Origin of the sequence: Sulfitobacter sp. 1A15106 (assembly GCF_043556995.1) — a bacterium.
GTDB lineage: Bacteria > Pseudomonadota > Alphaproteobacteria > Rhodobacterales > Rhodobacteraceae > Sulfitobacter > Sulfitobacter faviae.
Genome location: NZ_JBIFFM010000002.1, coordinates 22,374 through 47,583 on the forward strand (window position 1 = coordinate 22,374; position 25,210 = coordinate 47,583).

General features: G+C 63.4%; 21 protein-coding genes. 9 read left to right on the top strand and 12 right to left on the bottom strand.

Annotated features, from left to right (window positions below):
* Window positions 1-5: 5 nt before the first annotated feature.
* From trpC to lexA, 4 genes are all read left to right on the top strand, one after another.
* Window positions 6-818 (top strand): indole-3-glycerol phosphate synthase TrpC, encoded by an 813-nt coding sequence (gene trpC / locus ACGYKA_RS02725; RefSeq protein ID WP_394412424.1) that lies wholly within the window; start codon window positions 6-8, stop codon window positions 816-818.
* On the top strand, window positions 818-1,291 hold the full coding sequence (gene moaC / locus ACGYKA_RS02730; protein WP_394408174.1) for a cyclic pyranopterin monophosphate synthase MoaC: 474 nt from the start codon (window positions 818-820) through the stop codon (window positions 1,289-1,291). Before trpC ends, moaC begins: the two co-directional genes overlap by 1 nt.
* Window positions 1,288-2,460 (top strand): gephyrin-like molybdotransferase Glp, encoded by a 1,173-nt coding sequence (glp, locus tag ACGYKA_RS02735; protein WP_394437881.1) that lies wholly within the window; start codon window positions 1,288-1,290, stop codon window positions 2,458-2,460. The genes moaC and glp overlap by 4 nt, the downstream gene beginning before the upstream one ends.
* Before the next feature lie 72 nt (window positions 2,461-2,532).
* Window positions 2,533-3,228, top strand: a complete 696-nt coding sequence (gene lexA / locus ACGYKA_RS02740) for a transcriptional repressor LexA (RefSeq protein ID WP_394412429.1) — start codon at window positions 2,533-2,535, stop codon at window positions 3,226-3,228.
* Here lexA and ACGYKA_RS02745 read toward each other — a convergent pair.
* Window positions 3,225-5,249: a ComEC/Rec2 family competence protein gene (locus ACGYKA_RS02745; RefSeq protein WP_394412432.1), complete on the bottom strand. Its 2,025-nt coding sequence runs from the start codon at window positions 5,247-5,249 to the stop codon at window positions 3,225-3,227. The two genes, lexA and ACGYKA_RS02745, sit on opposite strands and share 4 nt — an antisense overlap.
* Window positions 5,250-5,364: 115 nt before the next feature.
* On the opposite strand from ACGYKA_RS02745, the gene gltX reads away from it, so the two are divergent.
* The 3 genes from gltX to ACGYKA_RS02760 all read left to right on the top strand — a co-directional run bounded on the left by gltX (window position 5,365) and on the right by ACGYKA_RS02760 (window position 8,946).
* On the top strand, window positions 5,365-6,765 hold the full coding sequence (gltX, locus tag ACGYKA_RS02750) for a glutamate--tRNA ligase (protein WP_394412435.1): 1,401 nt from the start codon (window positions 5,365-5,367) through the stop codon (window positions 6,763-6,765).
* A gap of 114 nt (window positions 6,766-6,879) precedes the next feature.
* Window positions 6,880-8,175, top strand: coding sequence for a citrate synthase (locus ACGYKA_RS02755; RefSeq protein WP_271691449.1), 1,296 nt, complete (start codon window positions 6,880-6,882; stop codon window positions 8,173-8,175).
* Window positions 8,176-8,646: 471 nt separating this feature from the next.
* Entirely contained in the window at window positions 8,647-8,946 is a 300-nt protein-coding gene (locus ACGYKA_RS02760) for a hypothetical protein (protein ID WP_394412437.1), read from the top strand.
* Between the two features lie 3 nt (window positions 8,947-8,949).
* Here the strand turns inward: ACGYKA_RS02760 and ACGYKA_RS02765 are convergent, their stop codons facing one another.
* The 10 genes from ACGYKA_RS02765 to ACGYKA_RS02810 all read right to left on the bottom strand — a co-directional run bounded on the left by ACGYKA_RS02765 (window position 8,950) and on the right by ACGYKA_RS02810 (window position 20,210).
* The gene (locus ACGYKA_RS02765) at window positions 8,950-9,723 is read right to left on the bottom strand and encodes an enoyl-CoA hydratase-related protein (RefSeq protein ID WP_067260694.1); all 774 of its coding nucleotides are present in this window, start codon (window positions 9,721-9,723) and stop codon (window positions 8,950-8,952) included.
* Window positions 9,724-9,790: 67 nt separating this feature from the next.
* Entirely contained in the window at window positions 9,791-10,243 is a 453-nt protein-coding gene (locus ACGYKA_RS02770; RefSeq protein WP_322327616.1) for a cytochrome c-type biogenesis protein, read from the bottom strand.
* Window positions 10,240-12,204, bottom strand: a complete 1,965-nt coding sequence (locus tag ACGYKA_RS02775) for a heme lyase CcmF/NrfE family subunit (protein WP_394412440.1) — start codon at window positions 12,202-12,204, stop codon at window positions 10,240-10,242. Before ACGYKA_RS02775 ends, ACGYKA_RS02770 begins: the two co-directional genes overlap by 4 nt.
* Before the next feature lie 74 nt (window positions 12,205-12,278).
* Complete coding sequence (locus ACGYKA_RS02780; protein ID WP_394412443.1) at window positions 12,279-12,854, bottom strand: holin family protein; 576 nt, start codon at window positions 12,852-12,854, stop codon at window positions 12,279-12,281.
* Window positions 12,845-13,456 (bottom strand): holin-associated N-acetylmuramidase, encoded by a 612-nt coding sequence (locus ACGYKA_RS02785; protein WP_394412446.1) that lies wholly within the window; start codon window positions 13,454-13,456, stop codon window positions 12,845-12,847. The genes ACGYKA_RS02780 and ACGYKA_RS02785 overlap by 10 nt, the downstream gene beginning before the upstream one ends.
* An 81-nt stretch (window positions 13,457-13,537) precedes the next feature.
* Window positions 13,538-13,981 carry a cytochrome c maturation protein CcmE gene (gene ccmE / locus ACGYKA_RS02790; RefSeq protein ID WP_394412449.1) on the bottom strand — a complete coding sequence of 148 codons (444 nt, stop codon included), beginning with the start codon at window positions 13,979-13,981 and terminating at the stop codon, window positions 13,538-13,540.
* Window positions 13,978-15,006, bottom strand: coding sequence for an N-acetyl-gamma-glutamyl-phosphate reductase (argC, locus tag ACGYKA_RS02795; RefSeq protein ID WP_394412451.1), 1,029 nt, complete (start codon window positions 15,004-15,006; stop codon window positions 13,978-13,980). Before argC ends, ccmE begins: the two co-directional genes overlap by 4 nt.
* A gap of 38 nt (window positions 15,007-15,044) precedes the next feature.
* Window positions 15,045-15,854 (bottom strand): glutamate racemase, encoded by an 810-nt coding sequence (gene murI / locus ACGYKA_RS02800; protein WP_394408207.1) that lies wholly within the window; start codon window positions 15,852-15,854, stop codon window positions 15,045-15,047.
* Between the two features lie 9 nt (window positions 15,855-15,863).
* Complete coding sequence (locus tag ACGYKA_RS02805) at window positions 15,864-16,736, bottom strand: lysophospholipid acyltransferase family protein (protein WP_394412454.1); 873 nt, start codon at window positions 16,734-16,736, stop codon at window positions 15,864-15,866.
* A gap of 57 nt (window positions 16,737-16,793) precedes the next feature.
* Window positions 16,794-20,210: an indolepyruvate ferredoxin oxidoreductase family protein gene (locus ACGYKA_RS02810; protein ID WP_394412457.1), complete on the bottom strand. Its 3,417-nt coding sequence runs from the start codon at window positions 20,208-20,210 to the stop codon at window positions 16,794-16,796.
* A 169-nt stretch (window positions 20,211-20,379) separates the two neighbouring features.
* Here ACGYKA_RS02810 and ACGYKA_RS02815 point away from each other — a divergent pair, with 169 nt between their 5' ends.
* Together ACGYKA_RS02815 and purL are read left to right on the top strand one after the other, a co-directional pair.
* Complete coding sequence (locus tag ACGYKA_RS02815) at window positions 20,380-21,291, top strand: LysR family transcriptional regulator (protein ID WP_209217657.1); 912 nt, start codon at window positions 20,380-20,382, stop codon at window positions 21,289-21,291.
* A gap of 283 nt (window positions 21,292-21,574) precedes the next feature.
* A complete protein-coding gene (gene purL, locus ACGYKA_RS02820) occupies window positions 21,575-23,734 on the top strand; it encodes a phosphoribosylformylglycinamidine synthase subunit PurL (RefSeq protein WP_394412460.1) in 2,160 nt (719 codons plus the stop codon).
* A 211-nt stretch (window positions 23,735-23,945) separates the two neighbouring features.
* Here the strand turns inward: purL and ACGYKA_RS02825 are convergent, their stop codons facing one another.
* Window positions 23,946-25,205 (bottom strand): VWA domain-containing protein, encoded by a 1,260-nt coding sequence (locus ACGYKA_RS02825; protein ID WP_394412462.1) that lies wholly within the window; start codon window positions 25,203-25,205, stop codon window positions 23,946-23,948.
* Window positions 25,206-25,210 lie beyond the last annotated feature (5 nt).

Genomic DNA, 25,210 nt, shown 5'->3' on the forward strand with positions numbered 1-25,210 from the left:
AAGCCATGACCGCCACAATTCTTGAAAAAATCAAAGCCTACAAGCTGGACGAAATTGCCGCTGCCAAGGCCGAAAAATCGCAGGCAGAGGTCGAAGCTGCGGCCCGCGCCGCCCCGCCGGTCCGCCCCTTCGCGCAGAGCTTGCACAAAGCCTCCCGCGAAGGCTATGGCCTGATCGCCGAGATCAAAAAAGCCAGTCCTTCCAAAGGTTTGATCCGCGAAGATTTCGAACCCGCCGCCCTCGCCCGCGCCTATGCCGCAGGCGGCGCTACCTGCCTCTCGGTCCTTACCGACACCCCGAGTTTTCAGGGCGCGAAGGAATTCCTCGTCGCAGCCCGCGCCGAATGCGATCTGCCGGTCCTGCGCAAAGATTTCCTCTACGACCCCTACCAGGTCGCCGAAGCGCGCAGCCTGGGTGCCGACTGCATCCTGATCATCATGGCCTCCGTCTCTGACGCGCAGGCCGCGGAACTTGAGCAAGCCGCTGATGAATGGGGCATGGACGCGCTGATTGAGGTTCATGACGCGGAAGAACTGGCCCGCGCCGAAAAGCTCAACAGCCGCATGATCGGGATAAATAACCGCAATCTCAACACCTTCGAGACCTCTCTTGATGTGACGCGTCAACTGTCAGAGGCCGTCCCTCACGACCGTATGCTGGTCTGTGAATCCGGCCTCTACACCCCCGCGGACCTCGCCGATATGGCGGTCTATGGCGCGCGCTGTTTCCTCATCGGCGAAAGCCTGATGCGGCAGGAAGATGTCGAACAGGCCACCCGCGATCTGCTCGCAAACCCGCTCGTTCCCGGAGGGATGTAATGGCGCTCACCCATTTCGACGCCGAGGGCGACGCCCATATGGTCGATGTCTCGGAGAAAGCCGTGACTTCGCGGGTGGCCAAGGCTGAAAGCTACATCAAGATGACGCCGGAAACGCTTGATATCATTACTGAAGGGCGCGCTAAGAAGGGTGATGTTCTGGGGGTCGCAAGGCTTGCCGGGATCATGGCGGCCAAACGGACGGCAGACCTGATCCCGCTTTGCCATCCTTTGCCGATCACCAAGGTGAGCGTCGATCTGACTGCCGACGCCGCACTGCCCGGCATCCGAATTCTCGCCACCGTCAAAACCACCGGCCAAACTGGGGTTGAGATGGAGGCCCTCACTGCGGCCTCCGTCACCGCCCTCACCGTCTATGATATGGCCAAAGCCGTGGATAAGGCGATGGAGATTGGCGGCACGCGGGTCGTTCTAAAAGATGGCGGTAAATCAGGCCGTTACGAGGCGACATGATCAGCGTCGAAGCGGCTTTGGAAGCCGTCCTGAACCTTGTCGATCCTCTGAAAACCGAAGAAGTCGCCCTTCGCGGCGCCAATGGCCGTGTCTTGTCGCAGCCCGTGCGCGCGCAGCGCAGCCAGCCGCCTTTCGCCGCCTCCTCTATGGACGGCTACGCCCTGCGCCGCGCCGAAGTCGAACCGGATGCGATGTTCAAAGTTGTCGGCGAAGCCGCGGCGGGCCATGCTTACGTGGGCACGCTGCGAGCCGGACAAGCCGTGCGCATTTTCACCGGCGCGCCGGTGCCGGAAGGCGCCGATTTCGTGGTGATCCAAGAAGATGTGACCCGGCGCGGCGACCTTATCACTCTCGGCCACCATATCGATGACAAAGACAATATTCGCCCCGCTGGCGGAGACTTCACCGAAGGCGAGGACCTAATCGCCCCGCGCATTTTGCGCCCCGCCGATGTGGCGCTGCTGGCTGCGATGAACGTGGCACAGGTGCCTGTCACCCGCAAACCCATCATCGCGATCCTCGCCACCGGGGATGAATTGGTGCAGCCCGGTGAAAGCCCCGGCCCCGACCAGATCATCGCCTCCAATAGCTACGGCCTCGCCGCGATGTTCGAAGAGGCGGGCGCCGAAGTGCGCATGCTGCCCATCGCGCGGGACACGACAGCGTCGCTCAAACAGGCCTTCGCCTTGGCCCGCGGCGCGGATTTGATTGTCACCATCGGCGGCGCGTCGGTGGGTGATCATGACCTCATCGGGCCAGTGGCGGCTGAGCTTGGCATGGAGCAGTCTTTTTACAAGGTCGCGATGCGCCCCGGCAAGCCGTTGATGGCAGGCAAGATCGGTGATGCCGCGATGATCGGGCTGCCGGGAAACCCCGTTTCTGCAATGGTTTGCGGTGCGATCTTCGTGTTGCCTATACTGCGGCGCATGCTTGGGCTGACCGAAGTCCATCCTGCGATGCGCGAAGCCCCCCTTGGACGCGAGATTGGCCCGAATGGACCCCGAGCGCATTACATGCGCGCCCATCTTCGGGATGGCGCACTCCACCCGGATGATCGGCAGGATTCGTCTCTTCTATCCGTGCTCGCGCAGGCCGATGCGCTGATGATCCGCCCGCCTAATGAACCGGCGCGCAAGGCGGGCGATTTCCAAAAGTACATCTTGATTTAACGCCAACCCACGGTTGACACAAAACAAGAACATCCCTAGAACAAAAGCAATAAAAGCTTCAGGGGCCGCGCGATGCTGACCAAAAAACAACTCGATCTGCTTTCTTTCATCCACCAACGCGTGCAGCGCGACGGCGTCCCGCCCAGCTTTGATGAGATGAAATTGGCGCTCGACTTGCGGTCGAAATCCGGCATCCACCGGCTGATCACGGCATTGGAGGAGCGTGGCTTCATCCGGCGCCTTGCCCACCGCGCCCGTGCGATCGAAGTGGTCAAACTGCCCGAAAGCCTTGGCGGCGCGCCCGGTTTCGCCCCCCGCGTGATCGACGGGGACCGGCCCGACGCCCTGCCGCCGCCTGCGGCGCAACCGATCACGGCGCATCATGCGTTCGATGTGCCGGTCATGGGCCGGATTGCTGCCGGTGTCCCGATCGAGGCGATCTCCCAAGTTTCCCATAGCGTCACGGTGCCCGGCGGGATGATCGCCGGTCAGGGGGAGCATTACGCCCTTGAAGTGCGCGGCGACTCGATGATCGAGGCGGGTATTAACGATGGCGATATCGTGGTGATCCGCGAAACCTCCGTCGCCGACAATGGCGATATCGTAGTGGCCTTGGTCGAAGATCAGGAAGCGACGCTGAAGCGTTTCCGCAGACAAGGGTCTTCGGTGGCTTTGGAAGCCGCCAACGCCGCCTATGAAACGCGGGTCCTGCCTTCGGACAAGGTGAAGGTTCAGGGGCGACTGGTCGGGTTGATCCGCACTTACTAACTCTGCGGGCGGCTGTTCCACAAGCGTGTCCCGGCGCGGTCTTTCGCGGTGGTGACTTCCCAACCCTGCGCCGATTTGTTCAGCGCGATTGCGCCGGTTTCACGCAGGCGCAAGGGATCGTAGACTTGGCAGCCCCAATCTTGGGCGGTCGCCATATCGACGGACGCGACCACGACCTCCTCGGGCTGGCAGCCGCTAAAGGCGGCGAGCGCCCGTTTTCCTGACAGATGGATGATACCCTCCTCTTGGCCCGCCCATCTTTGGGCGGCCACGGCTTGATCCGCCCCATCGCCATCATTCTCCAGCCAATTTCGCGCGACGAAACCTGCGGCTTTGTCTTTGCTGAGCGCCCGGCCCGCCGGCGTCATGACACCCACAAGCGTTCCCGTGTCGGCGATGAGCACGTCCGGGCGTGTGGTTCCTTGCCAGAGGGCGAAAGACAGCACGATCGCGGGCAGGCCGAACCAACGCAAATGCCCTTGCCACAGGACGAGCCAGAGAAACCCGAGTGACAGGAGCGGCAACACCCATCCCCCCGGCCCCGGCACGAAGCTGCGCGCGCCGGGCAGATGTGCCACCACATCCGCGACCGATAGGATCCACTCAAGGCCCAGACCCATCGCCCAAAGCGGTATTCCTTCACCGCCGAAGGGCGCAAGGATCGCCGCCAGCACGGCGGCGGGGATGACCAAGACCCCCATCAAGGGGACCGAGAGCAGGTTCGCGACCAATCCGTAATGCGCGATCGTGTTGAAATGCGCGGCAGATATGGGCGCGGTGGCGATGCCCGCCACGGCCGAAGAGATCACTACCGCGGCGACGGGGCGGAGGCGTTTGGGAATAACCTCACCTTCGAAATCGCGGATCCAGCCAAAGACGGCGACAAGCGCCGTGGTCGCGGCGAATGACATTTGAAACCCCGGCCCCATCAGCGCCTCCGGCCGCAGGGTCAGCACGATGATGCCCGCCATGGCGACCGCGCGCAGAGAGATCGCCCGCCGCCCGATCATCAGCGCGCATAGCGCCACGGCGCACATGACATAGGCCCGCTCGGTCGCGACATTTCCGCCCGACAGCGCGAGGTATCCGGTGGCGGCGATCAGAGCGGCCCCCGCGGCGATGCTTCGGCTGGGCCAACGGGTGGCGGTGACCGGATGCAACGCGAGAAGCAGGCGCGCTGCGCCGAAGACAACTCCGCTGAGCAACCCCATATGCAGGCCCGAGATCGCCAATAGATGCGCCAAATTGCTGCTGCGCAGGTCTTGCAGGGCGTCTTGCGAGATGGCGCTGCGGTCGCCGGTGGTGATGGCGGCGGCGAAACCGCCGATATCGCCGGGAAGATGAGCGCGCACCCGCGCGGAGGCGGCCATGCGCAATCGGAAGAGGGTCAGCGCGATGCCCCCTTCCACAGGGTCCGCCATGCCCAAAAGCGGCACGCGGGTGTGGCCCACCGCGCCCAACTCGGCAAACCAAGCATGGCGCTGGAAATCAAAGCCGTCCGGCTCGACGGGGCCTGCGGGGGGCGACAGATGCGCCGTGGTCATCACCTGCATGCCGGGCCGTGGCGTAATTGCACCGGGGAGCGTCGAATGGAGTGAGACGCGCACCCGGGGCGGTGTGCGCGCGGGCGGCACCCGGTCCAACCGCACCTGATCGAGCGTCACGCGGGGCGCGTCGGACTGGCTTCGGTCAAGCGCCACGACACGTCCCTCAACCGGACCATAGTAACGCCAGCCGAGCACTGGGGCCGCCACCGAATGCGCCCGAAACGCCGCCAGCAGCACTCCCAGCAGGACCAAAGCCGCGGCGACAGCAAAGGGGGCCGTGACCTCAGACAGCGCCCGCGCGACGACCGCCAGCACGACCACGACACATGCGACCGCCGCCAGCATCGCCCCCGAAGGCTCCGCCCGCAGCGAAAAATAGGAGCCGATCCCCAAGGCGAGGCAGACCGGTGCCCAGCAAAACAGATGCCCGCGCTGGCGCAGCATCACGGCGCTGAACTGGTTCCAAAGGCCCATGCTTGCCCCCGCGGATCGCACTGGGTAGACAGGCGTCAAATCCTAGGACCGGGATGGTTACCAATTGGTAAACGCCGCTCCGAACAGCATATCTCTGACCGAAAGGCCCTCCGCCATGAACGCCCCTGTTGTGACCCGTTTCGCCCCGTCTCCCACCGGGTTCCTGCATATCGGCGGGGCGCGGACCGCCCTGTTCAACTGGCTCTATGCCCGTGGCCGGGGGGGTAAATTCCTGCTGCGCATCGAAGACACCGACCGCGCGCGTTCCACCCCCGAAGCGACGGCGGCGATTCTGCAGGGCATGTCGTGGCTCGGCCTCGACCACGATGGCGAGATCGTGAGCCAGTTCGAGAATGCCCCGCGCCACGCGGAAGTCGCGCAGGAACTGCTGGCCGCCGGAAAGGCCTATAAGTGCTTCGCCAGCCAAGAAGAAATCACCGCCTTTCGCGAGGCGGCCAAGGCCGAAGGGCGCAGCACGCTCTATCGCTCCCCGTGGCGGGATGCCGATCCGGCGAGCCACCCGGACGCGCCTTATGTCATCCGCATCAAGGCGCCGCTGGAAGGCACCACTGTAATCCGCGATCAGGTGCAGGGCGATGTCACCATCCGCAACGACCAGCTCGACGATATGATCTTGCTGCGCTCGGACGGCACGCCGGTCTATATGCTGGCCGTGGTGGTGGACGATCACGACATGGGCGTGACCCATGTGGTGCGCGGCGACGATCACCTTAACAACGCCGCCCGCCAGATGATGATCTATGAGGCGATGGGCTGGGACGTGCCGGTCTGGGCGCATATTCCGCTGATTCACGGCGCGGACGGCAAGAAACTGTCGAAACGTCACGGCGCCTTGGGCGCGCAGGAATATCAGGTGATGGGCTATCCTGCGGCGGGCATGCGCAACTACCTCGCCCGTCTGGGCTGGAGCCATGGGGATGACGAATTCTTTACCGATGCACAGGCGCAGGAATGGTTCGATCTGGACGGCATCCGCAAAAGCCCCGCGCAATTTGACCTGAAAAAGCTGGAGAACCTCTGCGGTCAGCATATCGCACAGGCCGATGATGCCGCGCTGCGGCGCGAGATCGAAGCCTATCTTGAAGCAGCAGGAGAGCCCGCGCTGACCGAAGGTCAGGCCGAGGGGTTGGAACGGGCAATGTACTGCCTCAAAGATCGCGCGAAGAAATTCCCCGAACTGCTTGAAAAAGCGGCCTTTGTCTTGGCCGATCGCCCGATCACCCCAGATGAGAAAGCAACAAAGAATCTCGATACGGTATCCCGTGGCATACTGTCGGAATTGACGCCGCAATTGCAAAATGCTAGCTGGAACAAAGAAACGCTGGAGGAGGTACTGAACGGCTTTGCTGCCGCGCATGACACCAAATTTGGCAAGCTGGCGGGGCCGCTTCGGGCGGCCTTGGCTGGCAGGGCAGTCACCCCATCGGTTTTTGACATGATGTTGGTGCTGGGGCGCGATGAGACCCTTGCCCGACTGACGGACGCCGCGGCCTAAGTTTTGGTTCACCACTTCTTTGGGCGGCAGGTATAACTGAACGGGACAGCCCCATATGGGGCTAGGCCCAGACGGCGGGGGCATCTCCGCAGCCTACATTCGGGAAGGGATTTCATGACCAATAACAATAAAACCGCAACGCTGACGATCGACGATCAAAGCTTCGATCTGCCGATTCACAGCCCCACTGACGGGCCCGATGTTGTCGATATCCGCAAGCTCTATGGGCAGGCGGGTGTCTTTACCTATGACCCGGGCTTCACCTCGACCGCGGCTTGTGACAGCACGATCACTTTCATTGATGGTGACAAAGGCGTGCTGCTGCACCGGGGCTACCCGATTGAGCAGCTGGCCTCGAAGTCGCATTACCTCGAAGTCTGCTACCTGCTGCTTTATGGTGAGCTGCCCTCCCCCAAGGCACTGGAAGATTTCGAGTGTCTGGTGACCAACCACACCATGCTGCACGAGCAGATGATGAACTTCTTCCGCGGTTTCCGTCGCGATGCGCATCCGATGGCCATCATGGTGGGCGTGGTTGGCGCAATGTCGGCCTTCTATCACGACAGCACCGACATCAACGACGAGCACCAGCGCGAGGTCGCCACGATCCGCCTGATCGCCAAGATGCCAACGATCGCGGCGATGGCCTATAAATACACCATCGGCCAGCCCTTCGTCTATCCGCGCAACGATCTCGACTATGCTTCGAATTTCCTGCGCATGTGCTTTGCCGTTCCGGCCGAAGAGCATGAGGTCAACCCGATCCTCAGCCGCGCGATGGACCGGATCTTTACGCTGCACGCCGATCACGAGCAGAATGCCTCGACCTCGACCGTGCGTTTGGCGTCGTCTTCCGGTGCGAACCCCTTCGCCTGTATCGCCGCTGGTATCGCCTGCCTCTGGGGTCCGGCGCATGGTGGTGCGAACCAAGCCTGCCTTGAGATGCTCAAGGAAATCGGCACGCCCGATCGCATCCCTGAGTTCATCGCCCGCGCCAAGGACAAGAACGACCCCTTCCGCCTGATGGGCTTTGGCCACCGCGTCTACAAGAACCACGACCCGCGCGCGACCGTGATGAAGGAAAGCGCCGACGAGGTTCTCGAACTGCTGGGCGTGGAGAACAACCCGATCCTCCAGGTCGCGAAGGAGTTGGAGAAAGCCGCGCTGGAGGATCCGTATTTCGCGGAGAAGAAGCTCTTCCCGAACGTGGATTTCTATTCCGGCATCATCCTCGAAGCGATGGGCTTTCCCACGTCGATGTTCACCCCGATCTTCGCGCTGGCGCGGACCGTGGGCTGGATTTCCCAGTGGAAAGAGCAGATCAGCGATCCGCAGCTCAAAATCGGCCGTCCGCGTCAACTGTACCTCGGCGAAGACAAGCGCGACTACGTCGATATCGAGAACCGCTGAAGCAACCTTCAAAGACCATGCAAACGCCCCGGATTTCCGGGGCGTTTCGCGTTTAGCCCACCAGCGCCCGCAATACCTATGATTGAGGTTGTTGACCTAAGGGCAACAATGGCGCCGCCGTCGGGGTGACTGATTCCGCGCGCCCGAATCGCGAAAACCGGTGCCCTTATATGCACTGTCAGCAATGGCGTGAAAAATCAGTAAATGTTTCCAAGCGTTTTGCCGGACGCGAAACACCGGAGCCAAAAATACGGCCAAATTGCGGCACTGTTTCGCACCTCGTGACAATGCCCCCGCCCCGCTTGACGGGATTCCCCCCACGGCGGTAGCCTCCCTACAAGATGTCTTTTCGGGGTGGGAAGGGCATCATTGCGGCACTGCCGAAGGGGTTCGCTCTTTCGCAGTCCGACCGGCGCCCACCCCATTGTAGACGCCCAGCAGTACAGCCGGGCCGCGACGAGAGGATGCAGGATGACCGCAACGGACCGGACCAAAGGGCTTCGCTGGGACTGCGCCACCGGTCTGACGCCTGCGAAGGCCGCAGACGTCCCCGGCCCTCAGGGTGCGCTCGTCCCCGATACGTTGCATGATTGCGACCAGATCGCCGTGGTCTATGACAAGGGCCAGACCCCGCCGCGCATCACCATCGCGCAGGTTTCGAACTCGGTTCACACGGTTTTGGCGGATGGCGTCGCTGTGGCGGTTGTGGCGCGGGCCAATGGCCCGGCGCCTTCGGCCAGCGATGTGCTGCTGGTTGAGCGGAGCTGCTAGCGCTCAGCGCCCCTGAAACTTGGGGCTGCGCTTTTGGGTAAAGGCCGTCACCCCCTCGGCGAAGTCCTGAGACTTGCCGCAGCGGCCCTGTGCTTGGGCCTCCAGCGAGAGTTGATCCTCAAGCCCATTGTCCCATGACGCGCGGATCGCCTTCTTGGCCTCGGCATAGGCAGCGGTCGGACCAGCGGCCAATTGCGCGGCCTTGGCGCGCCAATGGGCATCGAATTCCGCATCCGGCACCGCCTGCCAGATCATCCCCCAATCATCGGCCTGCCGCGCGGTGATCTTATCGGCAAAGAGGGCCGCCCCCATTGCCTTGGCCATGCCCATCTGCCGGGGCAGCGCATAGGTGCCGCCCGCGTCGGGGATCAGGCCAATGCGGGTGAAAGCTTGCATGAAATAGGCGCTCTCGCTCGCAAAGACGACATCGGCGGCCAGTGCGATATTTGCCCCTGCCCCCGCCGCCGGGCCGTTCACGGCGGCGATGGTCGGCACCGGGCAGTTGATGATGGCGCGCAGCAGCGGCGCATATTCTTCGCGCAGCGTTTTCTCCAGATCGGCCACGCCGCCCGCCCGGTCGGCCAAGTCTTGGCCCGAACAAAAGGCACGCCCCGCCCCCGTCAGAACCACGACCCGCGCCGCGCGCCCGCCTTCGGTCACCGCATGGGTCAGCTCTGCCCGCATCTGGGTGGTGAGCGCGTTCATCTTATCGGCGCGGTTCAGCGTGATCAGCGCGACATCATCGGTAAGCGCATAGGTGATCGTTTCATAGTCCATCTTGCTATCCTCGATTGCTTGGCCGCAGCATATCAAAGCAACGTGCCGCTGCCAGTGCAACGGGGCGTCAGCGGTCGAGAATATCGCGCAGGCGGGCTTCTTCCTCTGCCGAAAGGGGCGCTTCGCTTGGGGTTTTGCTGCGGGCGCGGCCGCGCAGATAGATCACGCCTAGCCCCCCGGCCAGCAAGAGCATCAGCGGCCCTGCCCCCCAAAGCAGCCAATTGGCCCCCGTCGCCTGCGGGTTCAGCAGGACATATTCACCGTATCGGTCGACGATGAAATCCACCGCCTCCTCATCGCTGTCGCCCGCTACCAGCCGTTCGCGCAGCAAGATGCGCAGGTCACGCGCAAGGCTCGCGTTGCTCTCATCAATGCTTTCGTTCCGGCAAACGAGGCAGCGCAGACCTTGGCTCAACTCCCGCGCGCGGGCCTCCAACGCGGGATCGTCGAGCACTTCGTCAGGCTGCACTGCCCAGAGGGGGCTGGCGAGCAGGGTCAGGATCAGCAGCAGCCGTTTCATTCCGCAGGCACCCCCGCCGGTTGCTTGCGCGCACCTGCTGCGACCCGAAAGCGCCGGTCGCTAAGGCTCAGCATCCCGCCAAGCGCCATGAGCGCGCAGCCGATCCAAATCCAATTGGTCATCGGCTTGATATAGGTCCGCACCGCCCAACCACCGCCGTCCTGCGCATCGCCGATCACCACATAGACGTCGCGCGCGAGATTATAGTCGATCGCCGCCTCTGTCGTGGGCATCTGCGCCACGGGGTAGAACCGCTTTTCAGGCCGCAGGGTCGAGATCACCGCGCCGTCCTGCGCCAGCGTAATCTCCGCCATGGTGCTGAGGTAGTTTGGCCCCCGAACCTCGCTCACATCCCGCAGGGTCAGCGTGTAGCTGCCCACGTCAAAAGGCTCACCAATCCGGGCCACGCGGATGTCATCCACGGCCCAAGCCATTAGCCCCGCGATCCCGGCCATGGTGACGCCCAGCCCGCCATGAGCCGTGGCCTTGCCCCAATCCGCACGCGGCAGGCGGCGCAAACGGCGTAGCTTGCCCGAGCCACGCCCAAGACGCTGCATCACATCCACCACGGTGCCCATCACCAGCCACGTCCCGAGGAACAGGCCCACAGGCCCCAGCAGGCCGCGCCCGGTCTGCATGGCAAAGGCCAGCCCCCCAAGCGCCAGCGCCAGCAGGAAGGCATAGCGCAGCGGGTAGAGCGCGCGCATGATCTTGGCCCGTTTCCATGGCATCGCGCTGCCAATCGGCAGGATCAGCCCGAGCGCTACCATGAAAGGGGTAAACGCGGCGTTAAAGAACGGCGGCCCGACGCTGAGTTTCCGGTCCAAAAACATCTCAGCCACCAGCGGCCACATGGTACCGACGAAGACCACGAAACAGGCCACTGCGAGCAGCAGGTTGTTCACCACGAGGGCCGTCTCACGGCTCAGCAGACCAAAGACGCCTTTCGCCTCCAGCGCCGAGGCGCGGAGCGAATAGAGCACCAGCGCGCCCCCAGTAAAGACCCCCAGAATGGCCAGAATAAAGACCCCGCGCTCGGGGTCGTTGGCGAAGGCATGGACGGAAGTCAGCAGGCCCGAGCGCACGATGAAAGTCCCGATCAGCGAAAAGCCGAAGGCGAGGATGGCCAGCAGAATGGTCCAGCTTTTCAAGCTCTCGCGTTTTTCGACCACGATGGCCGAATGCAGCAGCGCCGCCGCCAAAAGCCAGGGCATGAAGCTCGCGTTTTCGACCGGATCCCAGAACCAGAAACCGCCCCAGCCAAGCTCGTAATAGGCCCACCAAGACCCAAGCGCGATGCCGATGGTCAGAAACACCCAAGCCGCCAGCGTCCACGGCCGCACCCACCGGCCCCAAGCCGCATCCACGCGCCCCTCGATCAGCGCCGCCACGGCAAAGCTGAAGGCCATGCTGAGGCCGACATATCCGAGATAGAGAAACGGCGGGTGGAAGGCCAAACCGGGGTCTTGCAAGAGCGGGTTCAGGTCTTGGCCGTCAAAAGGCGGCGTGCCCATGCGCAGAAAGGGGTTCGAGGTGAAAAGGATGAACGCCAGAAAGGCCACTCCAATCGCCGCCTGTACCGAGAGCACCCGCGCGCGCAGGCGCGGCGGCAGGTTGCCGCCAAACCACGCGGCCATCGCCCCGAAAAGCGCCACGATCAACACCCAAAGCAGCATCGACCCTTCGTGATTGCCCCATGTGCCGCTGATTTTATAGAGCATCGGCTTGGCGGAATGGCTGTTGGCCACGACCAGTTGCAGGCTGAAATCCGAGGTGACGAATGCCCACATCAGCGCGCCAAAGGACAGGGCGATCAGGATGAATTGCGCCGCCGCCGCCGGTTCGGCCACCGCCATCCAGCCCGCGCGGCCCCGCCAAGCGCCCCACATCGGCACCACCATCTGTACAAGCGCCACGCCGAAGGCGAGCACAAGCGCGAAATGTCCAAGCTCTGTAATCATGGGCCGGACTATAGGGGGCCGAAGCCCCCTAAGCCATGGCAAATCAAACGTGAAAAACGGTCAATCGGTCGCAGTCAGCCCCGGCTGCGACGCCAGGCTTCAAGGGCCGCATTCTCCGACGGCGCGACCGCAGCGAGGGCCAGACGGCTGTCGGCACCGGTGGCGGCCACCTGAGGGCTATCGGCGCGCATCTCGCGCAAGGCTTCGATATTCTCGACCACCTGCGGCACCCGGGCGATGGTGCCAACGATGGCACGCTGAAACTCCTGCGATTTCACCTGCTGCCGCGCGCCGAAATAGAAAGAGACGATCACCCCCAACAACCACCAAAGCGGCTCGGGCACCAAGGCGATGCCCTGCATCCGTTCGGCGAACCACAGCGGATTGACCATGGCGGTCACGAAAAGCCCGAGCGTGCCGAGCGCCAGCATCGGGCGCGGCAGCCGGTTAACCCCGTCCATGAAGCGGTCAAAGCCACCTTGCCGCGCTTGGGCGAACTCGGCCCCATATTGCGCCATGGCTTGACCCTGCACCGCATGGGCGCGCTGCGCCCCGGCCTCGGCATTCTCGCGGAACACTTCGACCGTGTCGCGGATGACGTTCCGCTCACCGCCGAAGATTGTCGTGAAGATACGTTCGATCAGCCCCATTGTGCCACCCTCCGTGCGAAATCGGCGTCGCTCATGTGATACCGCGGCGCGATGAACTCCTCCGCGCGCCGGATCCAGCCGCCCTTGCCCCCTGCCCGGCTGCGCGCGTATTTGCGGCTGGCGGGGCGGCGGTCAGCAAGGCGGAAGTAGTAGTTGCGCCGCGCGATGCCGTAGGCATCCACCAGATGATCCGGGGCGGCCTGCCACGCGGCATGGGCGGCGCGGATCGTCTGCGGCCCGATCGCCCCATCAACGGCGATGTCCTGCCCCATCTCGCACAGCAGGTTTTGCAGGATTTTCACCGCGTTGCCGCCAGCGTTGACATACATGTCAAAGACGCTCGGCTGCAAAGGTGCGGGCAGTTCGGCGATGCGCGGCGCGTTGAAGTAATGCCGCACGAAGATATCCACCGCCTGCGCGCGGCCAAGGCGGCGCACATCCGCCACATCGACCGCCCCATCGCCGGTCAGGTCCAGCCCCAAGCGGCGCATGGTGTGGATCGTGACCCCGTATTTCGTCGCCCCGCCGGGGTCGTCGGGGTCATTCACAAAGCCGCCCTCGCGGGCGACGACGGCGCTGGCGATCTCACGCACGGACTGCATCGCGGCTCTCCTGTTTTGCATGCAAACAGGCTCCGCCGGATTGGTTAACCGATGCTCACGCCCCCGCGCGTTGCGCAGCGGTCAGCCCTCAGATTCGCGATAAACGCCCTGCTCTTTCAGCGCATCCGTCACTTCCTTGGGCATGTAGGTCTCATCATGCTTTGCAAGGATTTCAGTGGCTTCGAACACGCCGCCGACATAGCTGCCGGTGCCGACCATACCTTGGTTTTCTTCAAAGAGATCAGGCAAAACGCCCGTGAAAACCACCGGGACAGAGGCCCCGCCATCGGTCACGGCAAAGCTGATCTGCTCGCCCTGCCCGCGCTTCAGCGATCCTTCTTCAACCAGCCCGCCGATCCGGAACACCTCTGATGGGCCGGGCGGCTCGGCGATGACTTGGCTGGGCGCGCGGAAATAGTTGATCCCGTCGCGCAGCGCATAGCCGATCAGTGCGGTCGACAGGACCAAGGCCACCGCCGCCACGGCGATGATCTGGATCCGGCGCTGTTTCTTGAGGCTCTTCATGGGAAGAGCGGGGCCATCATCAGCCCGTCGGTTTCTGGCAGTCCCAGCATCAGGTTCGCGTTTTGCAAGGCTTGCCCGCTGGAGCCTTTGGTCAGGTTATCGAGCGCTGCAACCACCGTCGCCCGCCCGGTCTGGCGGTCGGCCACCACGCCGATATGACAGAAGTTCGAGCCGCGCACATGCCGGGTGCTGGGCGCCTCGCCGAAGGGCAGCACTTCGATAAAAGGTTCATCGGCATAGGCTTTTTGCATTGTCTCATAGATCACCTGCGCATCGCCCTTGACATAGCAGGTCGCCAGAATGCCGCGGTTCGCGGGCATCAGATGCGGGGTGAATTGTACCTGCACGGGCCGCCCGGCGAGGGCCGAGAACTCCTGATCGAACTCCCCCAGATGCCGATGCGTACTGCCAAGCGCATAGCCGTGATAGCCCTCGCTCAGCTCCGCATGCAGAAGGTTTTCCTTCAGCGAGCGCCCTGCCCCGGAGACGGCGCATTTCAGGTCCAGAATGATATCGTCCAGATCGATCACCCCCGCCGCGATCAGCGGGCGCAGGGCAAACTGCCCCGTCGCCGCGTTGCACCCCGTCCCCGCCACCAACCGGGCGGCGGCGATCTCTTCGCGGTAGAATTCGGTCAGGCCGTAGACCGCCTCTTTCTGCTGCTCAAGCGCGGCATGTTTATTGCCGTACCACTTGGCGTAATCATCTGGGTCGCGCAGGCGGAAATCGGCAGAGAGATCGACGATCTTCAGATCCTTGGGCAGCGCCGCGATCACCTCTTGGCTGGTCTTATGCGGCAGCGCGCAAAAGCACAGATCGATCTGCGAAAAGTCGATTTCTTCGATGGTGACAAGCGCGGGCAGATCAAGATGGCGCAGATGCGGAAAGACCTCGGCCATGGTCTGTCCCGCCTTGGAGTTCGCGCCCAAAGCCTTGATCTGCATAGAAGAATGGCCAGCGATCAGCCGGATGAGTTCTGCCCCGGTATAGCCGGAGGCGCCAAGAATGGCGATGTTCTGGGTCATGGTATGTCCCCTTGTTCGGAACGAAATGTAATTGGAGTTCAGGCGGCGGTGAATGTGATCTGTCGTCGCAGGAACTGCGTCGCGCGGTCGCTTACCCGGGCGGGATCACCGGTGGTGAGAAAAGCCGCCTCACCCGTGCCTGTCATATCGGGATGCCGCTCAAGGTAATCGGCCAAGGAATCCGCCACCAATTCGGCCTGACTGAAGACTTTGACCTGCCCGCCCAAAGCCGCCTGAAAGGCCTCCTGCATCAGCGGGTAATGGGTACAGCCCAAGATCGCCGCATCGGGGTTGGGCATCTTGCGCTTCAGCGCGTCGACATGGCTGCGCACCAGCGCTTCGGCAAGGATCATGTCGCCTTCTTCGATGGCATCGACCACCCCGCCGCAGGCCTGCGCCTCAACATCCACACCGATGGCGCGGAAAGACAGTTCACGCTGAAACGCGCGGCTTGCCACCGTGGCGGGAGTGGCGAAGAGCGCCACATGGTTGACGGCCACCTCGCGCGGGGGGGAGTTGTCGCCCCACTGCCGCTCGGTCATCGCTTCGATCAAGGGCACGAAAACGCCCAGCACCCGCTTGTCGCGCGGGATCCACCCCTCTTGCATCCGGCGCAGCGCGGCGGCAGAGGCGGTGTTGCAGGCGAGGATCACCAGATCGCAGCCCGCATCGAAAAGCCGCTGCACGGCGGCGCAGGTCAGCTCATAAATGTCATCGGCGTCGCGCACGCCATAGGGCGCATGGGCGCTGTCGGCGAGGTAGATAAAATCCACCTCCGGCAGCCGTTCTTGCACCTTGTTCCAGACGGTCAGCCCGCCCAGCCCCGAATCGAAAATACCAACTGCCATGGTCTGTCGTCACCTGTCGGCTCTATGCCGTTCCTCAAACTCGTAACCGAGGCCCTGATACTGGCCCGGCTTTGGTGACAACTCATAGGTGGCTTTGCGCAGGAAATCCATCATCGCTTTTGCGTCCCCTGCCAGAGGGTCAAGCATGGCGCGCGGGATCGGGTCGCCGATGGCCACGCGCACGGGCGTATCGACACGGGCACGGAACTCTTTGACCAGCAGGCCCATGCGCAGGTTGGCATGCAGGTGACTGGCGATCTGGAACAAGCGGCTGGTGTGACCGTCAAAGTAGATCGGCACGACCGTGGCGTCAGACTTGGCGATCATCCGCGCCGTGAAGTTACGCCAGCCGGGGTCCATCGGCTGCGAGAAGGGCCGCGCGGCGGTGCTGACCGTGCCGCCGGGAAAGATGCCAATCGCTCCGCCCTGCGCCAGATAATTCAACGCGGTCCGGCGGGTGGCGAGGTTCAGCGCCAGTGCCGCGCGGTCTTCGGCAAAGCTGATGGGCAGTAGATGATGCGCCAGATCCGGCGCTTGGCTAAAAACCGCATTGGCCATGATGCGAAAGTCGCCGCGCGTCTGGCTGAGGATATGGCCCAGCATCAGCCCGTCCAGAATGCCGTAGGGGTGATTAGCGATCAGAATGACCGGCCCCCGCGTCGGGATATCCGACAAAGCGCCGCGCATCACGTCCAGCGTCAAACCACAGCGCTGCACCATCGCATCGAAGAACCCCAGCCCCGCGGCCAGATCGTCTTCGTAGCCTTCGGCCCGTTTCAGCAAGGACACGCGCCCGGTGGTGTTTTCCATCAATCGGATGAGCGCCCTCCCGCCCCGGGTTCGGGCGGAATGGGCATAGCTTATGTCACGGGCGTAGGTCACATCTCGGCCTCAGGATCGTCTCGGCGGACACTTTAAGACAAAGATGTAACAGCGGTATTACTCCGCCGCCTTGGCCGTGGCCGTGCCGCCTGCGCGGATCACTGCCAGCAGTTCTTCGCGCCGTTTTGCGGCCTTGGCCTCATTGGCTTGTTTGACCGGCCCGAAACCGCGGATTTGCAGCGGCAGTTCGGCCAGCGCCACGATGGCATCGCGGGTCTGATCGGTCAGCTTGGGCAGCACCTCGGCCATGTCGGCCTCATACTGCTTGATCAGCGCACGCTCCATCTTGCGCTCGGCGGTATAGCCGAAGGGATCGAGCGGCGTGCCGCGCAGCCCTTTGAACTTCGCCATGACCCGCAGCGGCCCTTCGAGCCACTGGCCGAACTCACGCTTTTGCGGGCGGCCATTCGGCCCCATCTTCGAGATTAGCGGCGGCGCCATGTGAAAGGTCATGTTAAAATCGCCATCGAACTGCGCCCGCGCCTTGTCCCGGCTGGTGATCAGCAGGCGGGCGACCTCGTATTCGTCCTTGTAACTCAGGAGTTTATGATACCCCAAGGACACCGCCGCTTTGACGTCACGATCCTCGATACCGTCGAGCATCTTGGTATAGCGTTTGGCCAACCCCTTGCCCTGATAGTCGGTCAGGTGGTTCTCACGGAAGGCGATCTTCTCCCCCAGCGATTTGGGCAGTTCGACCACGTTATCGGGCTGGCTCACCGCTCTAGCATCCTCAGGGTAGAGCACAGCCCAACGACCGATCTCAAAGGCCCGTTTGTTGCGCTCCACCGCCGCGCCGTTCATCTCGATCGCCTGCATCAGGCTCTCGAACGTCAGCGGCAGCAGGCCACGCTGCCACGCGGCACCAAAGATCATCATGTTGGAGAAGATCGAGTCGCCCAAAGTCGCTTTTGCCAGATCGGAAGCGTCGAACATCGCCACGTCGTCCTTCAGCCGCGCCTCAAGCGCGAGGCTGAGACGGTCGTAGGGCATCTGGAACTCGGTGTCGCGGGTGAAATCGCCGGTGATGATCTGGTGCGAGTTCACCACGGCGCCGGTGCGGCCCGCGCGGGTCAGACCCAGCGTCTTGTGGCCTGCCGAAACCACCAGATCGCCGCCGATGAGCGCATGCGCCTCGCCGGTGGCCACGCGGATCGCGCTGATGTCTTCGGGGCGTTCGGCCAGACGGCAGTGGATATGAACCGCGCCGCCCTTCTGGGCGAGGCCGGCCATTTCCATCATGCCCGCGCCCTTGCCGTCGAGCTGTGCGGCCTGCGCCAGAAGCGCGCCCACGGTCACCACGCCGGTGCCGCCGACGCCGGTGATGACGACGTTATGGGTGCCGTCGATCTTGGGCAGGTCGGGCTGCGGCAGGTCGGGGATGGTAAGCTCGGTGGTCGGGTCTTTGCGGATCTTGGCGCCTTCCAGCGTCACGAAAGAGGGGCAGAACCCGTCGAGACAGGAGAAGTCCTTGTTGCACTGCGACTGGTCAATGGCGCGCTTGCGGCCCAGCTCGGTCTCATTCGGCACCACGGCCACGCAGTTCGACTGCACCCCGCAATCGCCGCAGCCTTCGCAGACGTCCTCGTTGATGAAGACACGCTTGTCGGGGTCCGGGAACAGCCCGCGCTTGCGGCGGCGGCGTTTCTCGGCGGCGCAGGTCTGGATGTAGACGATGGCTGACACGCCCTTGTGCTTGCGGTAGGCCTTTTGCACGTTCGGCATCTCGGCGCGTTCATGCACTTCCACGCCCTTGAAACGGGCAAGGTCCACGTCTTCCTTTTCGTCATAGACCACGGCGACATTCTTCACGCCCATGGCTTTCAGTTCTTCGACGATGCGGTAGGCGTCCAGATCGCCCTCGTTGTGCTGCCCGCCGGTCATGGCGACGGCATCGTTGTAGAGGATCTTGTAGGTGATGTTGGTCCCCGCTGCGATGGCGGCACGGATCGCCAGCACGCCGGAGTGGTTGTAAGTGCCGTCGCCGAGGTTCTGGAACACATGTTCGGTGTTCGAAAACGGCGCCTCGCCGATCCAGTTCGCGCCCTCGCCGCCCATATGGGTAAAGCCCGTGGTTTCGCGGTCCATCCACTGCACCATGTAGTGACAGCCGATGCCCGCATAGGCGCGGGAGCCATCGGGCACCTTGGTCGAGGAATTATGCGGGCAGCCGGCACAGTAATACGGCAGACGGGCGGCGATATCCTCGGCGTTGTCCGAGCGGCGCGCCTCGTTGAGCGCTTCGAGGCCTGCGCGGATGCCATCGGTCTCGCGGCCCTCCTCCAACAGTATGCCGCCGATCTTCTCGGCGATCAGGATCGGGTCGAGCGCGCCGCGGGTCGGGAACAGCTCTTCGCCATGCTCCATGCCCGCACCACCCTTGTGCCAGCCATAGACGCGGCGATGGGTGTCGTTGAACAGCGCTTCCTTGATCTGCACTTCGATCAGCTTGCGCTTTTCCTCAACCACGACCACCAGATCGAGCCCGTCGGCCCAGTCATGGAAGCCCTGCATGTCGAGCGGGAAGGTCTGGCCGATCTTGTAGGTGGTGATGCCAAGGCGCTCGGCCTCGTTGGCGTCGATGTTGAGAAGGCTCATGGCATGCACAAGGTCGAGCCAGTTCTTGCCCGCCGCGGCAAAGCCGATCTTGGCGCCGCGCTTGCCCCAGACGCGCTTGTCCATCTTGTTGGCATGCGAAAACGCCTCTGCCGCGAAGCGCTTGTAGTCGATCATCCGCGCTTCCTGCAGATGCGGCGTGTCGTTCAGACGGATCGAAAGCCCGCCATCAGGCATGTCGAAGTCAGGCGTGATCAGCTTCATCCGGTTGGGATCGCCGTTGACCACGCTGGTCGCTTCCACCGTGTCCTTCATAGTCTTGAGACCGACCCAAAGACCCGAGAAACGGCTGAGCGCCCAGCCGTAAATCCCATAGTCGAGGATTTCCTGCACACCAGCAGGAGACACGACTGGCATATATGCATCGACCATCGCCCATTCCGACTGGTGCAATACGGTAGAGGATTCGCCGGTATGGTCATCCCCCATGGCCATCAACACACCACCATGGGGCGAAGTGCCCGCCATATTCGCATGGCGCATCACATCGCCGGTGCGGTCCACACCCGGCCCCTTGCCGTACCACAGGCCGAAGACGCCGTCGTATTTGCCCTCCCCGCGCAGTTCCGCCTGCTGGCTGCCCCAAAGCATAGTCGCCGCGAGGTCTTCGTTCAGCCCCGGCTCAAAGCGCACGTTATGCTCGGCCAGCTTCTTCTCGGCGCGCTGCATTTGCAGATCCACGCCCCCCAGCGGGCTGCCCCGGTAGCCGGTCACATAGCCCGCGGTATTCAACCCCGCGGCGCGATCCCGTGCCGATTGCATCATCATCAGGCGCACAAGCGCCTGCGTGCCGTTCAGCAGCACCGGGCTTTTGTCGAGGTCGAAACGGTCGTTGAGTGAAATCTTTTGCGTCGTCATGGCGGGCCCTCCCTAGCACGTCAGTCTTGCATGATTGCCCGGATTATAGGTCACAGTTGCTGACCTGTATAGCAGTTATTCCGCAACGGCAGTCCCGCAGGCGACGGTTTGTGCTGTTTTCTCCCGGCTATTAAGGTAGGAGAAAGGCTGGGCAAGGAAAGTACGGGCCATGGATTGGGACAAACTCAGAATTTTTCACGCCGTGGCCGATGCGGGGTCGCTGACCCATGCGGGGGACAAGCTCAACCTGTCGCAATCCGCCGTCAGCCGACAGATTCGCGGGCTGGAAGAGCAGCTTAACACCAACCTCTTTCACCGGCATGCGCGCGGGCTGATCCTGACCGAACAGGGGGAGCTTTTGTTCGACGCAACCTCGGCCATGGCCAAACGCCTCGACGCCGCCGCGGCGCGCATTCGCGACAGCGAGGAAGAGGTCTTTGGCGAGTTGCGGGTCACCACCACCACCGGCTTCGGCACGCTCTGGCTCGCTCCGCGCCTGCCCAAGCTCTACGAGCAATATCCAGACCTCAAGGTCGACCTGATGCTCGAGGAACGCGTGCTCGACCTGCCGATGCGCGAGGCCGACGTGGCGATCCGCATGAAGGAACCGAGCCAGGCCGATCTGGTCCGCAAACGGCTGATGTCGGTGCGCATGGGCCTCTACGCCAGCCCGGAGTACCTCGAAAAACACGGCACGCCCGAACGTATGGAGGATATGACCGATCATCGGTTGATCTGTCAGAACACCGACAGCGATCAGGTCGGCGCGGGGCTGCAACTCGTCAAAGAGCTGATGATGTACGACCTGCGCTCGCTTTTGACGGTGAACAACTATTTTGGCGTGCTCCAAGGCGTGGTGCACCACCTTGGCCTCGGCGTGCTGCCCAACTACCTGATCCAAGACTTCCCCCATATCGTGCAGGTCATGCCCGATATCGAATCCGCCGAGGTGCCAGTCTACCTCGCCTATCCAGAAGAACTGCGCCAATCCAAACGCGTCGCCGCCTTCAAGGATTTCGTTCAAGAAGAGATCATTACCTACCGCAAGCAATGGCGCGAACGGGTGGAGGGCGAAGGCTAAACCGCAGCCCATGGCCAGCCATGCAATAGGCGCATATCGGCCATGATGACTTGCGATGTTAAATAGCCTTGATTTGGGCAGCCCTGCCTCCTATTTCACCATCATGAAGATTGACAGCCTGAGGGCGCGTCGCTTCATACCTCCCTGTTGGACTTGGCCGAGCTTTTAGCTCGGCCTTTTTTTTGGCCCATCGCCTTCTTTCAGCCCGCAGGCGGCCAAAGCCACTTCCCCCCCGGCATTTCCCCTTGTATGAGGGCGCAAACGCGCCAGCCGGGGAATTTCCATGCAAGATCCAGCCATCACGCCCGACCTTATCGCCAGCCACGGGTTCACCCCCGAGGAATACGCCGAGGTCGTCAATATCCTCGGGCGCGAGCCGAACTACACCGAGATGGGCATTTTCTCGGCCATGTGGAACGAACACTGCTCCTATAAATCCTCCAAGAAATGGCTCCGCACGCTGCCCACCGAAGGCCCGCAGGTGATCTGCGGCCCGGGCGAGAATGCGGGCGTGGTCGACATCGGCGATGGCCAAGCGCTGGTCTTCAAGATGGAGAGCCACAACCACCCCTCCTACATCGAACCCTACCAAGGTGCGGCCACCGGCGTCGGCGGCATCCTGCGCGATGTCTTCACCATGGGCGCGCGCCCCATCGCCGCGATGAACGCGCTGAGCTTTGGCCGCCCCGACCACCCCAAGACACGCCAACTTGTCCACGGCGTTGTCGAAGGCGTCGGCGGCTATGGTAACTGTTTCGGCGTGCCGACCGTTGGCGGCGAAGTGCGTTTCGACAAAGCCTATGACGGCAACTGCCTTGTGAACGCCTTCGCGGCGGGCCTCGCCGATGCCGACAAGATCTTCTACTCCGCCGCCTCCGGCGTGGGCATGCCGGTGGTCTACCTCGGTGCGAAGACGGGCCGCGACGGCGTCGGCGGCGCGACCATGGCCAGCGCCGAATTCGACGACACCATCGAAGAGAAACGCCCCACCGTTCAAGTCGGCGACCCCTTCACCGAAAAGCGCCTGATGGAAGCCACGCTCGAGCTGATGGCCACCGGCGCCGTGATCTCGATCCAAGACATGGGTGCTGCGGGCCTCACCTGCTCTGCCGTGGAAATGGGCGACAAAGGCGGTCTCGGCGTGCGCCTCGACCTTGAAAAAGTGCCAACGCGCGAGCCGCATATGACCGCCTATGAAATGATGCTCAGCGAAAGCCAAGAGCGCATGCTCATGGTGCTGCGCCCCGAGCTTGAGGCCGAGGCCAAAGCCGTCTTCGACAAATGGGACCTCGACTTCGCCATCGTGGGCGAAACCCTCCCCGAAGACCGCTTCCTCATCTGTCTCGATGGTGAGGTCAAAGCCGACCTGCCGCTGTCGAAACTCGCCTCCACCGCGCCCGAATACGACCGCCCTTGGGTGGAGACACCCGCCGCCGCCGCGCTGACCGATGCGCCCAGCATCGACCCGATCGAAGGCCTGCGCGCCCTGATCGGCTCCGTGAACCACGCCTCGAAAGACTGGGTTTACGAACAATACGACACGATGGTCATGGGCGATACGGTCCGCCTGCCCGGCCTCGGCGCGGGCATCGTGCGGGTGCATGGCACCGACAAGGCGCTGGCCTTCACCTCCGACGTGACCCCGCGCTACGTCAAGGCCAACCCCACCGAAGGCGGCAAACAGGCCGTCGCCGAAGCCTACCGCAACCTCTGCGCGGTTGGTGCCAAACCGCTGGCGACGACCGACAACCTCAACTTCGGCAACCCCGAAAAGCCCGAGATCATGGGCCAATTCGTCGGCGCCATCAAAGGCATCGGCGAGGCCGTGGGCGCGCTCGACATGCCCATCGTGTCCGGCAATGTCTCGCTCTATAACGAGACCGACGGCAAGGGCATCCTGCCCACGCCCACCATCGGCGCGGTCGGCCTGATCGACAGCCTTGATCAGGTCATCAGCAACCAATTGCGCGAGGGCCATGTCGCCCTCCTGATCGGCGCGACTGGCAGCCACCTCGGACAATCCGCCCTGCTCGCCGAAGCCTTCGACCGGGCCGAGGGCGACGCCCCCCATGTCGACCTCGCCACCGAACGCCGTCACGGCGAATTCATCCGCGCCCAAGCCGGCCAAATCTCCGCCTGCACCGACCTCGGCGACGGCGGCCTCGCCCTCGCGGCCTTCGAGCTGGCCGAAACCGCAGGCATCGGCCTCGAAATCGAAAGCGAAGACACCGCCACCCTCTTCGGCGAAGACCAAGCCCGCTACCTCCTCGCCTGCACCGCCGACGCCGCGGAAACCCTGATCGCCGCGGGCAAGGAAGCGGGCGTACCGGTCACCGCCGTCGGCGCCTTTGGTGGCGACAAGATCAGCTTCGGCAGCGCCTCCGCGCCCCTGTCGGACCTGCGCACGATCTACCGGACCACTTTCGCCCAGACCTTCGCCTGAACCTCTGGTTTCGGAGCCGCCCTTGCTTGAGACCAAACGGTCGCGCGCAGGGCGGCGGGGCAGGCTAAATCGCCGAGGGGCCCCTTTAGGGGATACGGCTATTTCGCTTGAACCGACGACAGGCGGGTGACAGGCCGGGATCAATCAAGGGAGGGTCCGAAACCCCTCTGGTTTTGGAGAGACCCGCAGCCCTCCGCCTGCCCCTCATTGGCTAAACCTCTGCGTTCAACCCCGCCAACATCCGCGCCTTCTCTCCCATATCATCGGGGCGCGAGATCGCCTCGGCCAGCGCTTCCAAAGATGCAATCGAGTGCCCCGCGCGAAAACTATCGACATGGGGCAGCATCGCACGAATGCCCGCTGCCTTGGGCGCGAAACCGTCCCAGCGAAGCAGCGGGTTCAGCCAAATGACCCGCCGCGCGGTCAGCTGCAACCGCTGCATCTGCCGCGCCAATTCCGCCGGGTCGTCCCGGTCCAGCCCGTCGGTGATCAACAAGACCACCGCCCCCTGCCCCATGACCCGCCGCGACCAGTCGCGATTGAAGGCCGCCAGCGCCGCGCCGATGCGCGTGCCGCCCTCCCAGTCCTGCGCCTGCGCCCCCGCCGCGGCAAGCGCCGCATCCACGTCGCGGGTGGCAAGATGGCGGGTGATATTGGTCAGCCGGGTGCCAAAGGTGAAACCGTGCACCTGCGCCCAGCCTTTGCCCTTGCGGTTGGCCACCGCATGCAGAAAATGCAGGATCACCCGGCTGTATTGGCTCATTGAGCCGGAAATATCGCACAGCACGACGAGGTTCGGATAGCGCGCGCGCGGAGTCTTCCGATAAAGCCGGTCCGCCTCTCCACCCCGCCGCAGCGCCACTTTCATCGTGCGCGCTACATCGATCCGCCCCCGCGCCGCGGCCACATTGCGGCGGCTTGGCATCGGCGGTACCGGCAGGTCGAGTTTGGCCAACATCCGTCTCGCCTCAGCCATTTCCGCGAGGCTCATCTGTTCGAAATCCAAAGTCCGCAACCGCTCCCGCGCGGACATGGTCAGGCTTGCATTCACCTCGACGAGAGTCTCCTCGGGTTGAGGCGCGTCCTCCCGCTCCGGTGCCTCGGCCCCGTCCAACAGGGCCTCTGCCGCGCGTTTCTCGGCTGGCGTGGCGGGGCGATCCTCTTGCACGCCGCGGATCGCGGGCAGCATCGCGGCCATCATATGCTCCAAATACCGCGGGTCACGCCAATAAAGCCGGAATATCTGCGCAAAGACCCGCGCCTGTTCGGGGCGGCTTACGAAACAGGCATGGAGCGTCCAATAGAAATCGCGGCGGCTGGTGAAGCCCACGGCGGCGACGGCCTCCACCGCCTCTACCACCCGCCCGGGCCCGATTGACAGCCCCGCCCGGCGCAGGGCGCGGGCGAAATGGGTGATATTCCCCGCAAGCTTGGGGTCCTCGGGCAGGTCCAAAGGCAGGTCTTCGGCCATCGTGC

Coding starts and splice junctions, on each gene's coding strand:
- trpC (WP_394412424.1), top strand. CDS start 6: ATGACCGCCACAATTCTTGAAAAAATCAAAGCCTACAAGCTGGACGAA.
- moaC (WP_394408174.1), top strand. CDS start 818: ATGGCGCTCACCCATTTCGACGCCGAGGGCGACGCCCATATGGTCGAT.
- glp (WP_394437881.1), top strand. CDS start 1,288: ATGATCAGCGTCGAAGCGGCTTTGGAAGCCGTCCTGAACCTTGTCGAT.
- lexA (WP_394412429.1), top strand. CDS start 2,533: ATGCTGACCAAAAAACAACTCGATCTGCTTTCTTTCATCCACCAACGC.
- ACGYKA_RS02745 (WP_394412432.1), bottom strand. CDS start 5,249: ATGGGCCTTTGGAACCAGTTCAGCGCCGTGATGCTGCGCCAGCGCGGG.
- gltX (WP_394412435.1), top strand. CDS start 5,365: ATGAACGCCCCTGTTGTGACCCGTTTCGCCCCGTCTCCCACCGGGTTC.
- ACGYKA_RS02755 (WP_271691449.1), top strand. CDS start 6,880: ATGACCAATAACAATAAAACCGCAACGCTGACGATCGACGATCAAAGC.
- ACGYKA_RS02760 (WP_394412437.1), top strand. CDS start 8,647: ATGACCGCAACGGACCGGACCAAAGGGCTTCGCTGGGACTGCGCCACC.
- ACGYKA_RS02765 (WP_067260694.1), bottom strand. CDS start 9,723: ATGGACTATGAAACGATCACCTATGCGCTTACCGATGATGTCGCGCTG.
- ACGYKA_RS02770 (WP_322327616.1), bottom strand. CDS start 10,243: ATGAAACGGCTGCTGCTGATCCTGACCCTGCTCGCCAGCCCCCTCTGG.
- ACGYKA_RS02775 (WP_394412440.1), bottom strand. CDS start 12,204: ATGATTACAGAGCTTGGACATTTCGCGCTTGTGCTCGCCTTCGGCGTG.
- ACGYKA_RS02780 (WP_394412443.1), bottom strand. CDS start 12,854: ATGGGGCTGATCGAACGTATCTTCACGACAATCTTCGGCGGTGAGCGG.
- ACGYKA_RS02785 (WP_394412446.1), bottom strand. CDS start 13,456: ATGCAGTCCGTGCGTGAGATCGCCAGCGCCGTCGTCGCCCGCGAGGGC.
- ccmE (WP_394412449.1), bottom strand. CDS start 13,981: ATGAAGAGCCTCAAGAAACAGCGCCGGATCCAGATCATCGCCGTGGCG.
- argC (WP_394412451.1), bottom strand. CDS start 15,006: ATGACCCAGAACATCGCCATTCTTGGCGCCTCCGGCTATACCGGGGCA.
- murI (WP_394408207.1), bottom strand. CDS start 15,854: ATGGCAGTTGGTATTTTCGATTCGGGGCTGGGCGGGCTGACCGTCTGG.
- ACGYKA_RS02810 (WP_394412457.1), bottom strand. CDS start 20,210: ATGACGACGCAAAAGATTTCACTCAACGACCGTTTCGACCTCGACAAA.
- ACGYKA_RS02815 (WP_209217657.1), top strand. CDS start 20,380: ATGGATTGGGACAAACTCAGAATTTTTCACGCCGTGGCCGATGCGGGG.
- purL (WP_394412460.1), top strand. CDS start 21,575: ATGCAAGATCCAGCCATCACGCCCGACCTTATCGCCAGCCACGGGTTC.
- ACGYKA_RS02825 (WP_394412462.1), bottom strand. CDS start 25,205: ATGGCCGAAGACCTGCCTTTGGACCTGCCCGAGGACCCCAAGCTTGCG.